12 protein-coding genes and 2 pseudogenes are annotated in these 14,047 nt (G+C 62.5%); 11 read left to right on the forward strand and 3 right to left on the reverse strand.

The window, feature by feature from the left end; genetic code table 11:
* Nucleotides 1-214: 214 nt before the first annotated feature.
* From ASE30_RS11185 to ASE30_RS11195, 3 genes are all read right to left on the reverse strand, one after another.
* Complete coding sequence (locus ASE30_RS11185; RefSeq protein ID WP_057284387.1) at nucleotides 215-1,894, reverse strand: flagellin; 1,680 nt, start codon at nucleotides 1,892-1,894, stop codon at nucleotides 215-217.
* Between the two features lie 227 nt (nucleotides 1,895-2,121).
* Nucleotides 2,122-3,726, reverse strand: a complete 1,605-nt coding sequence (locus ASE30_RS11190) for a methyltransferase regulatory domain-containing protein (protein WP_057284388.1) — start codon at nucleotides 3,724-3,726, stop codon at nucleotides 2,122-2,124.
* A 179-nt stretch (nucleotides 3,727-3,905) separates the two neighbouring features.
* Nucleotides 3,906-4,661, reverse strand: a complete 756-nt coding sequence (locus ASE30_RS11195; protein WP_057284389.1) for an RNA polymerase sigma factor FliA — start codon at nucleotides 4,659-4,661, stop codon at nucleotides 3,906-3,908.
* A 428-nt stretch (nucleotides 4,662-5,089) separates the two neighbouring features.
* On the opposite strand from ASE30_RS11195, the gene flhD reads away from it, so the two are divergent.
* The 11 genes and pseudogenes from flhD to ASE30_RS11245 all read left to right on the forward strand — a co-directional run bounded on the left by flhD (nucleotide 5,090) and on the right by ASE30_RS11245 (nucleotide 14,029).
* Nucleotides 5,090-5,413: a flagellar transcriptional regulator FlhD gene (flhD, locus tag ASE30_RS11200; RefSeq protein ID WP_006219025.1), complete on the forward strand. Its 324-nt coding sequence runs from the start codon at nucleotides 5,090-5,092 to the stop codon at nucleotides 5,411-5,413.
* A 33-nt stretch (nucleotides 5,414-5,446) separates the two neighbouring features.
* Nucleotides 5,447-6,028, forward strand: coding sequence for a flagellar transcriptional regulator FlhC (gene flhC / locus ASE30_RS11205; RefSeq protein ID WP_057284390.1), 582 nt, complete (start codon nucleotides 5,447-5,449; stop codon nucleotides 6,026-6,028).
* A gap of 120 nt (nucleotides 6,029-6,148) precedes the next feature.
* A complete protein-coding gene (gene motA / locus ASE30_RS11210; RefSeq protein WP_057284391.1) occupies nucleotides 6,149-7,018 on the forward strand; it encodes a flagellar motor stator protein MotA in 870 nt (289 codons plus the stop codon).
* Nucleotides 7,019-7,029: 11 nt separating this feature from the next.
* Nucleotides 7,030-8,019 carry a flagellar motor protein MotB gene (gene motB, locus ASE30_RS11215; protein WP_057284392.1) on the forward strand — a complete coding sequence of 330 codons (990 nt, stop codon included), beginning with the start codon at nucleotides 7,030-7,032 and terminating at the stop codon, nucleotides 8,017-8,019.
* Nucleotides 8,020-8,021: 2 nt separating this feature from the next.
* Complete coding sequence (locus tag ASE30_RS11220) at nucleotides 8,022-8,402, forward strand: response regulator (RefSeq protein WP_057284393.1); 381 nt, start codon at nucleotides 8,022-8,024, stop codon at nucleotides 8,400-8,402.
* Nucleotides 8,403-8,431: 29 nt separating this feature from the next.
* Nucleotides 8,432-10,540, forward strand: coding sequence for a chemotaxis protein CheA (gene cheA, locus ASE30_RS11225; RefSeq protein ID WP_057284394.1), 2,109 nt, complete (start codon nucleotides 8,432-8,434; stop codon nucleotides 10,538-10,540).
* 16 nt (nucleotides 10,541-10,556) lie between these two features.
* Complete coding sequence (cheW, locus tag ASE30_RS11230) at nucleotides 10,557-11,057, forward strand: chemotaxis protein CheW (RefSeq protein ID WP_008159692.1); 501 nt, start codon at nucleotides 10,557-10,559, stop codon at nucleotides 11,055-11,057.
* Between the two features lie 93 nt (nucleotides 11,058-11,150).
* The coding region (locus ASE30_RS11235) for a Tar ligand binding domain-containing protein (protein WP_156407619.1) at nucleotides 11,151-12,217 on the forward strand (1,067 nt) is incomplete at its 3' end.
* Nucleotide 12,218: 1 nt separating this feature from the next.
* Nucleotides 12,219-12,740, forward strand: a pseudogene (locus ASE30_RS29515) (methyl-accepting chemotaxis protein); the annotation flags it as partial.
* Between the two features lies 1 nt (nucleotide 12,741).
* Nucleotides 12,742-13,165: pseudogene (locus ASE30_RS28485) on the forward strand (methyl-accepting chemotaxis protein); the annotation flags it as partial.
* Between the two features lie 9 nt (nucleotides 13,166-13,174).
* On the forward strand, nucleotides 13,175-14,029 hold the full coding sequence (locus ASE30_RS11245; protein WP_057284396.1) for a CheR family methyltransferase: 855 nt from the start codon (nucleotides 13,175-13,177) through the stop codon (nucleotides 14,027-14,029).
* The last annotated feature ends 18 nt before the right edge of the window (nucleotides 14,030-14,047 follow it).

A 14,047-nucleotide genomic window follows, 5' to 3' on the forward strand; every position in this document is an offset into this window, starting at 1 on the left:
TCCGGGAATTCTACGAAGGGTGGCGTCTCCGCATTCGTCGAATCAGCATCGGAATATCCGTCCAGTTTGGACAAAGCCCTGATCCGGGAAGACAAAAAAAAACCCGCCGTGAGGCGGGTTTTCGTGGTGGCCAGGTCCGGGGCGAAGGCTTGGACCTGGCTGCCAGCCAGGGGAAACCGGAGTTTCCCCTGCCGACCGTAGCCGTTGCTGAGAATTAACGCAGCAGCGACAGAACGGTTTGCGGCACTTGGTTGGCTTGAGCCAGAACCGAGGTACCAGCTTGTTGCAGGATCTGAGCCTTGGACATGTTCGACACTTCCGTGGCGTAGTCGGCGTCTTGAATGCGCGAACGAGCGTTGGAGAGGTTGTTGACCACGTTGTTCAGGTTGGAGATCGTCGATTCCAGGCGGTTTTGCACAGCGCCCAGTTCGCCGGTCAGCTTGTCCAGCTTGGTGAAGGCGGCGTCCAGCGTCTTCATCGGGTCCGTGGTCTTGGTGCCCTTGCTGGTGTCTTCCGTGGTCAGCTTGCCCGAGCTGTTGACCTTGGCTTCAGCGCCGACCTTGGCGGCGTAGTCGCCCGTGCCCGTGCCGCTCTTGACCGTAGCCTTGCCCGTGTTGGGGTCGACGGTGTAGGTCGTGTCGTACGTCTTGGTCGTGGTGAACGTGCCCTTGTCGTCAACCCAGGTGTCGGTCGACTTGCCGCTGGTGAACGTGACGTTGGCGCTGGTGATGCCTTGACCCAGCTTCACAACCACGGCGCCGGCGGTGGCGTTGGCCTTGACGTTGGCCAGCAGAGCATCGCTAGCGATGGTGTTGGTGAACGACAGAGCGTTGGCGGTGCCGGTGCTGGAGTACGTCTTGCCGCCGATGGCGACCGACGACGAACCAGCTGCGCCGGAGGTGGCAGCGGCGGTCAGCACGGTGTTCAGCGTGGCGGCCGTTGCGGAGGCGTTGTTGGTGGTCAGGTTGCCAGCGGCATCCAGGAAGGCGGCTTGGCCGCCGATGGTGACCTTGCCCGTAGCGTCAACTTCGAACTCGGTGGAGCCGCCGCTGTTGTGCGTGAAGGTAGCGGTGGTCGTGCCGGTGGCCGGACGCAGCGAGGTGGCGAGCGCCGTGATGGCGCCAGCGTCCGAAGCCGACTTGTCGGTGAACGTGAAGTTCTTGTTCGTGGCGTCGTACGTGTAGGTGGTGCCGGCGGAGCCGCCAACGGTCACGGTGTTGCCGTTTTCCAGCTTGGCGAACGTTTGGTCAGCGGTAGCTTCGGCGTGCGTCGTCGTAACCTTCCAGTCGTTACCGGTGGCCGCGCCGCCAGCAGCTTGCAGATCGGACACGGTGGCCGAACGGTTTTGGGTCACGCCCGAGCCGTTGACGTTGAAGCCGTCCAGACCCAGCGTCTTGACGCTGATTTCCGACAGGTTCAGGGTGATGGTTTCGCCGTCGTTGGCGCCGACTTGCAGCGTCAGGGGCTTGGCCGAATTCGACAGAACCTTCACGCCGTTGAAATCGGTTTGTTCCGAGATACGGTCGATGTCCGACAGACGCTGGTTGATTTCGTCTTGCATCGAGTTAAGCTGTTCTTGCGAGTAGCTGCCGTTCGAAGCTTGCACCGACAGTTCGCGAACGCGTTGCAGGTGGGTGTTGATTTCGGAGGCGGCGCCTTCCGTCGTCTGGGCCAGCGAGATACCGTCGTTGGCGTTACGAGCGGCTTGGGTCAGACCCTTGACGTTCGCGGTGAAGCGGTTGGCAATGGCCATACCGGCAGCGTCGTCCTTGGCGCTGTTGATGCGCAGGCCCGACGACAGGCGCTCGATGGCGGTGCCCAGGGAAGATTGCGACTTGTTCAGGTTGTTCTGAGCAACGAGCGACAAGTAGTTGGTATTAATGACTGCAGCCATGTGTAGGCTCCCAAGAGAGAAAGGCTTCTTCAAACCGGGCAGCGGGGCCGCCCATCGTGTTAACGGGAGAATTCGCTTTCTTGCGTCTTCGAATTTCTCCGTTGCCAGGATTACGGCAGTCGTAAATCAATCTTTAGGCTTTTTTTTTCTGTAGACGTAAATATGGTGCCGAAAGTTGATGTCCGGCTGCGGCGCCTGGGCGGCGAGGCAGCCGGGAGCTGGGCAGGTCAGTTCAGCAAGAGGCCGGAACGGCGCAGTTCGGTCAGCAGGGAGTTCAGGAATTCCTGTGCCACGGGCTCCAGATTGCGGGCGCCCTTATAGGATTGACCGTTCGGGTGGGGGTGGCGTCCGGAGGTCAACGCATCGCGGACCGCGCTGCGTAACTCGGTGAGGCTGCGGGCGCCGTCGATCTGGCTCAGGATATGCCGACTCAAGGCGTCGGCAGGCGGGGTCACGCCCTGGTTCCAGAGATTGTGCATGCTGACCTGGCAGCCGGCCTTGCTGACTTCGCGCAGCAGTTCCTGGGCACCCGCGATCAGGGCCGGCTTGGACTGCGGCGCCTGATACGCGGCGGGTTCCAGGCGGTATTGCAGAGCGTTGGACTGCACCAGGGCGATGATGTGGCTCAGAATGGCGCTGGTGAGGTCTTCGTCCTGCATGCCGGGAGCGTGCACACGGGCAGCCTCCAGAATTGCCTGGAAAGGCACTGTCCTCGGCCATGCCTCGGCCAGCATGTCCATGATGGTGTGTGCGATCGGGTCGTGTGAGGTCAGGGTGGCGCCGCGAGGGCTGCGATATTGGCGCTGCAGAGCCGGAGCGCCCGTCGCGGCGGGCAGGGCTTGCAGATCGGCGGCAAGCACCATGCCGGTGAAGGCGCTGCCTTCAGGCTGGTCCAGTATGGACGCGGCCCGCTCCGAATGCACGAGCAGGCTTTTGCGGAAGGAACGGCCCACCGCGAAATCCAGATACTGTTCCCGCATTTCACGCCCGGCGTTCACCGACAGCTTGTTCAAACCCAGCGCCACTTTCGTGCCGTACGTGGATGGGAAGGTCAGTTGGGGCTCGGCGTCCGTCACGTAGGCTAGGCCGGCCTGCTGCGCGGCGGCGGCGAATTCCAGAAAGTAGCAGGGGGTGTTGATGGCTTCCAGGTACTCGTGGACCAGATAGTGATCGGTTTGGCTGCGCAGCTTGTGCGCCGTGTGCCGTAGCGCCGATTGCAATGGGTTTTCGTCCCACAGGCCGTCTTCGATCAGTTCCAGCATGTCCTTGGCGCGAGCCAGTTTTTCCTGCGGGGTCTCGGCGCCGAAACTGTTGAGCATCATGGCGTCGCGTATGACGTCCGACGCCTTCCAGCCCGGGTAGATGTTGTAACTGATATAGGCAATGCCCTCGGGCGCAAGGTTCGTCCGGCAGATGCGGAAGATGGCGTGGCGCACCTCGGGCGGCACCCAACTGAACACGCCGTGGCAAATGATGTAGTCGAAGGTGCCGAAATCGGGGGTGATATCGGTCAGGCTCATTGCGCGCAGATCGAGATTGCGCACGCCCGCGGCTTCAGCCACGCGTTGGCCGGCCTCGATTTGCTGGGGCGACAGGTCGATGCCGACGGCCTGGGCCTCTGGATGGGCCAGCGCGAACGGCAGCAGATTGCCGCCCGCGGCGCAACCCAGTTCCAATACCCGGGCGCGATCAAGCGCGGGGGCTGTCAGGCCATACAGGCTGGCGACCGCGCGCAGGCTGCCGGGTGCCGTATAGGAAAAGGGCAGGGAGATGTAGGGGGTTTCGTCGTAGGCGTCAGAGATGGCCTGCGTCAAGCGGTCGGGTGCGCTCATGGCGAAATTCCGGGAAGGTCGTGGTGCGCCGCGCCGCCTTCGGGCGGATTGCCGCGCACAAGTTAGTGGGCTGGTTCGAAAGGCTAGCAGGCCGCTCGGGCGCCGGAAGGCTTGAACAAGGTCTGAATTCCCCCCGATTCCGCGACAGCGCCGAGGCGCCCGGAGACGGGTTCCGGGAATCAGATGATCTGCGCGATCTGCCCCTCCTGGGGCAGCGCATGCCACGCCTGGTCTTTCAGCTTTGCCCGGATGCGGGCCGTCGCCTGCGATCGCAGTTGGCACACGCGCGCTTCGGTCACGTTCATGATCGCGCCGATTTCCTTCAGATTCAGACCTTGCTCGTAGCACAGCGACAGCAGCAGCTTTTCGCGGTCGGGCAGGGCGTCGATGGCGTGGATCAGTGCCTGGCGGAAGTCGCCTGCCAACAGCGAGTCCAGCGGATTGCCGCCGGCCGATCCGTGGTTCAGGGTGGCCGACCAATCGGCCTGGCTGGAGGTCGAATCGGGCTCGGTCGTGAAATCTTCGTAATGAACGATCTGCACGCCCTGGGCGTCATGCAGGAGCGCTTGATATTCATTTAGCGGGACGTCGAGCTGTGCCGCGATCTCTGCCTCGGTGGGCGCGCGCATCAAACGCTGTTCGAGCTGCTGTATGGCCTGGTCGATCTTGCGCGCCTTGGTGCGCACGCTGCGCGGCAGCCAGTCCTGGCCACGCAGTTCGTCCAGCATCGCACCGCGGATCCGGGTCGTGGCGTAGGTCTCGAATTGGGCGTCGGCGGTTTCCTGATAGCGGCGTACGGCGTCGAGCAGGCCAATCATGCCGGCCTGTATCAGGTCGTCGAGTTCGACGCTTGCGGGAAGCCGGGCGAGCAATTGCAGGGCCAGCTTCCGCACTAGCGGCGCATATTCGACCAAGCTGTCATCTGCGTGGGGCATTGCGGGAATGTCGGGCGGTGTCCATCGTGGGGCGTTGTCGAATGTTGTCAATTTACGACATTGTCGACAAACGCGCGGCTGCGGTGAAGCTGGCGATTCTTAGTACGGGAAGTTGCCATTGTCGGCAATGGGAGGCCTTTCATTCCAAGAAGTACGCAACGTTTTGAATGCTTGTTTGGCAAATTGGCGCAAATTTGTCACTAAGTTATATGTCAAGGTGTATCGAAAACAGCACGTTGCGCAACATCAACAAAGATTTGTCATATAAGTCATAGAAAATGACATGACCTGTGGTAAATTTTACTTAATTTGCGAACAAATGATACATTTCGCATTAAAACAGGATGGATTGGGCAGCAGGCAACAAAACGTTGTTTGCGCTCTTGTTTATCGAGCCCCTTGGGTGGGATAGGGATAGGGAGTACGGCGTGCAACAAGTCGAAAATTCATTGCTGGCAGACATTCGCGAAGTGAATCTGTCATATCTGTTACTTGCGCAGCGGATGTTGCGCGATGACTATGCCGCATCGATGTTCCGCCTGGGGTTCAGCAATGAAGTCGCTGACATCCTCATGCGCCTCTCGCCGGCCCAACTGGTAAAGCTGGCAAGCTCCAGCTCGTTGCTGTGCCGGTTCCGCTTCGACGATTACAGCCTGCTGTCGGCGCTGACTCACGATGTACTCGGCGGGGCGCTGCAGCAAGCGCACGCGACCATCCTGCTGGCCAAGCAACCTGTTGAAGAACTGGCCTGACGGCCTGATGCATTCCTCCCGGAAAAACACGTAATGGCCTCCAAGAGCGTTTCCCAGGAAGCGGACGACATCCTGCTTGCCAGCTCCATGATCACCTTGGGCGCCCGGCTGCAGGTGCTTGAGGCTGAAACCAGCCTTAGCCACGACCGCCTGGCCCGCCTGTATAGAGAAATACGCGGTTGCTCGCCACCCAAGGGCATGCTGCCATTCTCGGTTGACTGGTTCATGACCTGGTTGCCGAACATCCATTCCTCGCTCTTCTATAACGTGTATTCATTTTTGAATGCACGCACCAGCAGCAAGGGCATCCGGGCCACGATCGACGCCTATCGCCTGTATCTCGAAAACGCCGGCCTGGATTCCTCGGAATCCGCCGAACCCGTCCTGAGCTTCACCCGGGCCTGGATGCTGGTTCGCTTCTTCGACAGCGGCATGCTGCAGCTTTCCGCCTGCCGCCAGTGCGGCGGCCACTTCATCGCTCATGCCCATGATCCCCAATCGGATTTCGTGTGCGCGATCTGCCGTCCGCCTCCTCGCGCCGGAAAGACGCGCGCGGCGGCCAAGGCGCGCGCCGGCAGCCGGTCCGCTCCCGTCGCGGAAGCCGTCCGGTCCTGACCGGCGGTATCCAAATACATCAACAGCCCTGGAAAACTCCCCCTAACCCGCCTTTTTGGGTCGGGGGGGACAGGGGATCATTGACGCCAGTTTTTCAGACTTCGTTGGCAGGGGCCGGATGTGTTGATTGTTATCGGTTTTCTCGTGGTGATCGTGTCGGTCGTCGGCAGTTTCATAGGGCTGGGCGGCCATTTGGGCGCGCTTTATCAGCCTTTTGAGCTGACGCTGATCTTTGGCGCGGCTTTTGGGGCTTTCCTGGCAGGCAACAGCAAGAAGTCGCTGATGCTGGTGAAGAAGGCGCTGCCCGATTCGCTGAAAAGCTCGCGCTACGGCAAGGACGTCTACATGGAGCTCATGGCGCTTCTGTACGTCCTGCTGAACAAGGCGCGCCGCGAAGGCCTGATGGCCATCGAATCGCATATCGAGGACCCGGGCTCCAGCCCGATCTTCAGCGAATACCCTCGCATCGCCAAAGACGCGAAGCTCATGGAGTTCATCACGGACTACCTGCGCATCATGATCAGCGGCAACATGAGCTCGTTCGAAATCGAAACCCTCATGGACGAGGAAATCGAAACCTACCGCCATGAACGGCACGTTCCGGCCCACGCCCTGCAGCAGATGGCCGATGGCCTGCCGGCCTTCGGTATCGTCGCCGCGGTGCTGGGCGTGATCAAGGCGCTGGCCGCCGTGGACCAGCCTCCGGCCATCCTGGGCGACCTGATCTCCAAGGCCATGGTGGGCACGTTCCTGGGCATTCTGCTGGCCTACGGCTTCGTGGGTCCGCTGGCCTCGCGTATCGAGCGCCGTACCGACGAAGCCGTGAAAGTGCTTGAGTGCATCAAGACGACGCTGCTGGCCAGCATGAACGGCTACCCGCCCCAGTTGGCGGTGGAATTCGGCCGCAAGGTGCTGTTCTCGTCCGTGCGTCCGACCTTCGGTGAGCTGGAAGAGCATGTCCGGCAGACCAAGTCGACCGGCAAGGCCTGACGGAGCGGGCAATGAGCACGGTAAACAATCACCGTGTGGTGGTCCGCCGCAAGAAGGTCAAGGGCGGCGGGCACCACGGGGGCAGTTGGAAGATCGCATACGCCGACTTCATCACGGCCATGATGGCCTTCTTCCTTGTGATGTGGCTGATCAGTGTCGTGCCGCGCGAGGAACTCAAGGGCATCGCGGAATACTTCCGCATGCCTTTGCGCGTGGCCATCACGGGCGGCCCCAGCAGTTCGGCGGAAACCAGCGCGGTGCCCGGCGGCGGGCGCGACCCGCTGCGTAGCGAAGGCGATGTGCGCCGCGGCCAGGGTAACCGGGTCGAGTCCCAGCCCATGGGCGACGCCGAGCGCCGCGAACAGCACCGCCTGGAAAACCTGAAAAAACGCCTTGAAAACGTCATCGAGTCCAGCCCGGTCCTGAAAAGCTTCCGGCCGCAGCTGCTGATCGACCTGACCACGGAAGGCCTGCGCATCCAGATCATCGATAACCAGAATCGTCCGATGTTCGCCACGGGCCGCGCGGAAGTGCAGCCCTACATGCGCGACATCCTGCGGGAGCTGGGGCCGGTGCTCAACGAACTGCCCAACAAGGTCAGCATATCGGGCCATACGGACGCGTCGCAGTATGCGCGCGGCGAGCGGGCATACAGCAACTGGGAGCTCTCGGCCGACCGGGCGAACGCCTCGCGCCAGGAATTGGTGGCGGGCGGTATGAGCGAAAGCAAGGTCATGCGTATCCAGGGTCTGTCTTCCAGCATGAGTCTGGTTAAAGATGATCCGTATGCGGCCGTTAATAGACGCATCAGCCTGGTGGTGCTCAATCAGAGCACCCAGCGGCGCATCGAGAACGAGAACGCCGCCGCGGCGGACGTTAGCGCCAAGGATGCGCGCGAGGTGGGAACGGCCGTGCAGGCGGTGCAAGCCGCCGGACAGGCCGTAACGGCAACCAAGCAAGGCGAGGCGGAGAGCATCCCGCCTGCTGAAGGGGTTCGATAGCAATGGCGGCAACGATTCTCGTGGCGGACGACTCTGCAACGATGCGGATGATCGTGCAGGCGACGCTGACTGGCGCGGGCTGGAAGGTCTTGACCGCCAGCAATGGCCAGGAAGCGCTGGAAATGGCCAAGGTCCACCCGGTGGATCTGGTGGTCAGCGACTGGAACATGCCCGTCAAGGGCGGCCTGGAGCTGATTCAGGGTCTGCGCGAAGAGGACAGGTACATGGACGTGCCGGTGCTGGTGCTGACCACCGAGGACGACGTGGATAGCAAGATGGCGGCTCGGGATCTGGGCGTATGCGGCTGGCTTTCCAAGCCGGTGGATCCCGATGTGCTGGTCGAATTGGCGACCGAACTGCTCGATGAGCAGTCCGGCGCGTAAGCAGGTTCATTTATGAAGGCGTACGGGTCATGAGTTCTGGTTTGGATCTCAGTCAGTTTTACGAGACCTTTTTCGACGAGGCGGACGAGCTGCTTGCGCAAATGGAGCAGCTTTTGCTCGAGCTCGATGTGGGCGCGCCCGACATCGAGCAGCTCAACGCCATCTTCCGCGCGGCTCACTCGATCAAGGGCGGTGCGGCCACGTTCGGCTGTTTCACGCAGCTGGCGGGCACCACCCACTTGCTTGAAAACCTTCTGGACGCAATCCGTCGCGGCGAAATGGCGCTGCGCACGGACATGATTGATATTTTCTTGGAAACGAAAGACGTGCTCAAAAGCCAACTGGATGCCTATCGGGCCTCCGAAGAGCCCGATGATGCCGTGTTTGAGCGTATCTGCGCCGTATTGAGGCAGCTTGCGCTGGAGCATAAGGATCCCGCCGCGGCTCCGGCGCCCGCCGCGCCGGCGCCCATTGCGGCCCCGGCCCCGGCCCCGGCCCCCGTCCCGGTGCAGCAGGCTCCCCAGCCCGCTCCCGCCGAGCCGTCCGCCGGTGCCGATGGCCTGCCGCTGCGCGTCCGGATCACGAAGGTGTCGGACAAGGACGCCGCATCGCTGCTCGAAGAAATGGGCAACCTCGGCACCGTCAAGGCCAGCGAACGCGCCAATGGCGTGCTGACTGTCTGGGTCGAAAGCACTTGCACGCCCGACGATATCGAGGCCGTGTGCTGCTTCATCGTCGACGGCGACCAACTGAACATCGCTCGCGAAGCCGTACCCGCGAGCAGCGCCGCGCCAGCCGAGGCCGCACCGGTCGCGGAAGCCGCAGCGGCGCCCGCGCCGGCGGCGCCGGAGGCCCCCGCGGCTGAATCGGCCGCTGCCGCCGACGTGGTGACGACGGGCGCCCGTGCGGCGGCTCGGCCCGCCACCGCCGCGCATGCCGACAAGGAATCCACGTCGATCCGCGTCGGCGTTGAAAAAGTCGACCAGGTGATCAACCTGGTGGGCGAACTGGTCATCACGCAGGCCATGCTGGCCCAGACGGCTTCCACGCTGGACCCGGTGCTGCACGACCGCCTGCTGAACGGCATGGAGCAGCTCGAACGCAACGCCCGCGACCTCCAGGAAGCGGTCATGTCGATCCGCATGATGCCGATGGACTATGTGTTCAGCCGCTTTCCCCGCCTGGTGCGCGACATCGCCGGCAAGATGGGCAAGCAGATCGAACTGCAGACTTACGGCCGCGCGACCGAGCTCGACAAGAGCCTCATCGAACGCATCATCGACCCGCTGACCCACCTGGTCCGCAACAGCCTGGACCACGGCATCGAGACGCCCGAAAAGCGTGTCGCGGCCGGCAAGGACCCGGTTGGCCAGCTGGTGCTGTCCGCGCAGCATAACGGCGGCAACATCGTGATCGAGGTCAGTGACGACGGCGGCGGCCTCAGCCGCGAGAAAATCCTGAAGAAGGCGATGGCGCAGGGCTTGGCCGTCAACGAAAATTCGCCCGACGACGAAATCTGGCAGCTCATTTTCGCGCCGGGCTTCTCCACCGCCGAAAAAGTCACCGACATTTCGGGCCGCGGCGTCGGCATGGACGTCGTCCGCCGGAACATCCAGGACATGGGCGGCCACGTGCAATTGTCGTGCGAGCCGGGCAACGGCACCACGACGCGCATCGTGCTGCCGCTGACGCTGGCGATCCTTGACGGTATGTCGGTGCGCGTGGGCGAAGAGACCTTCATCCTGCCGCTGAACCACGTCACGGAATCCCTGCAGCCCACCAACGACCAGATCTACTCCGTGGCCGGCAACGAGCGCGTCATGCATGTGCGCGGCGAGTACCTGCCGCTGGTCGAGATGCACCGCGTGTTCTCGGTGGGCCAGGCCCAGACCGATCCCACTCAGGCCATCGCGGTCATCATGCAGGCTGAAGACCGCCGGTTTGCGTTGCTCGTCGATCACCTGATCGGCCAGCACCAGGTCGTGGTGAAGAACCTCGAATCGAATTATCGCAAGGTCCCGGGCATCTCCGCCGCCACCATTCTTGGCGATGGCAGCGTAGCCCTGATTGTCGACGTATTTGCGCTTGCGCGCGCCAACCGAGAGCGTTGGTCGCAGCCCGAAGCCATTCTGAATTGATGGAGCACTAAAAATCATGGCAGCCAAACCGCAAGCGCAAGCCGCGCGCAATGAAGATGTCGGCAGCGAATTCCTGGTCTTCACGCTGGGCGACGAGGAATACGGCATCGACATCCTGAAGGTGCAGGAAATCCGCGGCTACGACGCCGATACGGTCACGCGCATCGCAAATGTCCCGCCGTTCATCAAGGGCGTGACGAACCTGCGCGGCATCATCGTGCCGATCGTCGACCTGCGCATCAAGTTCAACCTGGGCCGCGTCGAATACAACGAGCAGACCGTCGTCATCATCCTGAACCTCGACCGCCGTGTCGTGGGCATCGTGGTCGATGGCGTGTCGGATGTGCTCATGCTGAACTCCGGCCAGATCCGCCCGGCGCCCGAATTCGGCGCCACCTTGTCCACCGAGTACCTGACGGGTCTGGGCACCGTGGACGAACGGATGCTGATCCTGGTGGACATCGAAAAAATGATGACCAGCGATGAAATGGCGCTGGTGGAGAAGGTCGCTTCCTGATCGAAGTTTGACCTGAATGCGGGGTAAAGGCGCCATATTGTTTCCGATGTGGCGCTTTCCTTTAACGATTGCAGTCAAGGGGTGGTTCTTGTGATGCGCAAGTTTTTCGCGAACATGACGATACGCAGCAGCCTTTTGTGGGTGCTGGCGTTCTTCTCATTCATGTTGGTGATCGGAGCGGCGCTTGGCGTGCTGTCTCTGCGAATCAGCAATGGGACGTTGGCCGAAATAAAGCAATCACAGGAACTGAATGACGCGGTCAATCGCATTGTCCTGAGCTACAAGGACACCTTGAACGGCCTGGGCCGCTCGGCGTCGGCCAACTATTCGGACATCGTCCGCAGCGTGGGCCAGCCCACCTTGCTCGCGCAGGGGCTGTCCAGCGAGGCCGCCGGCCTGCTGGATCGGGCCAAGGCCTCGATGAACAAGGGCCAGGCCGAGTTCGACTACTACAAGTCCTTGCCCCGGCCCGCCGAGGCGGCGGAATCGCTGAAGGAAATCGAAGACTCCTATTCGGCGCTCTCGCAGCAAGGCCTGGGCCCGTTGGTGGCGTCCCTGGAAAAGGCGGACATGCCTGGCTACCAGGCGCATATCCAGAAGGTGCAGGATGCGCTGGAAGGCCGCTTCGCGCGCGCCGTCGAAGGCTTTGACTTCTGGCGCGCCAGCAAGATGCTGGACGCCTACGAAGTCGCGCAGGTGCGCTACCAATTCGTATTGATGGCGGTCAGCGCCGGCGGTGTGATCGCTTCGCTGCTGGTCTTTGCCACCTATGTCTTCCTGCGCCGCCGCGTGTTGCAGCCGCTGAAGGATGCTGGCCACCACTTCGACCGTATCGCCGGCGGGGATCTCACCGCCCGCGTGGAAGCCAATAACACCAACGAGATCGGCCAGTTGTTCGCGGCCCTCAAGCGCATGCAGGAAAGCCTGACCCGCACGGTGGCGTCGGTGCGCCGCGGCGTGGACGAGATCAATGTCGGTTCGCACGAAATCGCGGCCGGCAACACGGACCTGTCCAGCCGTACGGAACAGCAGGCGGCCTCGCTCGAGGAAACCGCGGCCTCGATGGAACAGCTTGCCTCCACCGTGAAGCAGAACGCCGACAACGCGCGCCAGGCCAACCAGTTGGCGGCCAGCGCGTCGGACGTGGCGGAGCGGGGCGGNCACGGAACAGCAGGCGGCCTCGCTCGAGGAAACCGCGGCCTCGATGGAACAGCTTGCCTCCACCGTGAAGCAGAACGCCGACAACGCGCGCCAGGCCAACCAGTTGGCGGCCAGCGCGTCGGACGTGGCGGAGCGGGGCGGCTCGGCGGTGTCGGAAGTGGTCAACACCATGCACGGCATTTCGGCCAGCTCGCGCAAGATCTCCGAAATCGTGTCGGTGATCGACGGGATTGCCTTCCAGACGAACATCCTGGCGCTGAACGCGGCGGTGGAAGCGGCGCGCGCGGGCGAGCAGGGCAAGGGCTTCGCGGTGGTGGCGGGCGAAGTCCGTTCGCTGGCGCAGCGCAGCGCGCAGGCGGCCAAGGAAATCAAGAGCCTGATCGAAGATTCCGTGACGAAGGTGGGCGCGGGTTCGCAGCAGGTGGAACGCGCGGGCGCGACGATGCAAGAGATCGTGGCGTCGGTCAAGCGCGTGACGGACATCATGGGCGAGATCTCGGCGGCGTCCGAAGAGCAGTCCAGNGGCGGCCAAGGAAATCAAGAGCCTGATCGAAGATTCCGTGACGAAGGTGGGCGCGGGTTCGCAGCAGGTGGAACGCGCGGGCGCGACGATGCAAGAGATCGTGGCGTCGGTCAAGCGCGTGACGGACATCATGGGCGAGATCTCGGCGGCGTCCGAAGAGCAGTCCAGCGGTATCGACCAGGTGAATCGTGCGGTGTCGCAAATGGATGAAGTGACGCAGCAGAACGCTGCGTTGGTGGAAGAAGCGGCGGCCGCGGCCGGTTCGCTGCAGGAACAGGCGCAGCGCCTGGCCGAAGCAGTGGCCGTGTTCAAGATCAACGCGGGCGAAGTCATCGAAGTGCCGGCGCATCGCCTGTCTTCGGTGTATTCGTCCGATGACGATGTCCGGTTGCATGCGCATGACGCGCTTGCGCTGGAACGCTAGAGGACTCTAGTGGCAACCTCGGCAAATACGGCCCCGTCCATTCCGGTGGACCGCCAGTTTGATTTCCGTGACGCGGACTTTTCCCGCGTCCGCAAGATGATCCACGCGCGCGCGGGTATTTCGCTCGGCACGCATAAGCGCGAGATGGTCTACAGCCGCCTCGCGCGCCGTCTGCGCGCGCTGGGCGGGCAGGACTTCGGCAGCTATCTGGACCGGCTGGAAGATGAGCCGGATGCGGCGGAGTGGGAAGATTTCATCAATGCCCTCACGACCAACTTGACGGCGTTTTTCCGCGAGTCGCATCACTTCCCGATCCTGGCCGACTTTGCGAAGAAGCGCGGCGGACCGGTATCGGTGTGGTGCTGCGCGGCGTCCACGGGTGAAGAACCGTATTCCATCGCCATGACGCTGGTGGAAGCGCTGGGCCCGCGCGCGGGCGGATCCACCGTCCTGGCGACCGATATCGACACCAATGTGCTGAACCGGGCGCGGACGGCCGTCTATCCGAACGAGCGCGTCGCGAAGATGGAAGCCGAGCGCCTGCGGCGCTTCTTCCTCAAGGGCCGCGGCGCGAACGAGGGGCAGGTGAGGGTGCGTCCCGAGATCGCGGAAATGGTGCGCTACGAAACGCTGAACCTTCTGTCGCCCTCATGGGGGATCAACGAAAAGTTCGACGTGATCTTCTGCCGCAACATCATGATCTATTTCGACAAGCCGACACAGGCGAAGATTCTGGAGCGCTTCGTGCCGCTGATGAAGCCGGGCGGCCTGCTGTTCGCGGGCCACTCCGAAAACTTCACCTATATCAGCCGGGATTTTCGTCTGCGCGGACAGACGGTCTACGAATGCGCAAATAAGGCCTGAACGGGCCAGGGCAGCAAA

It is taken from the genome of Achromobacter sp. Root83 (assembly GCF_001428845.1).
Lineage (GTDB): Bacteria > Pseudomonadota > Gammaproteobacteria > Burkholderiales > Burkholderiaceae_B > Achromobacter.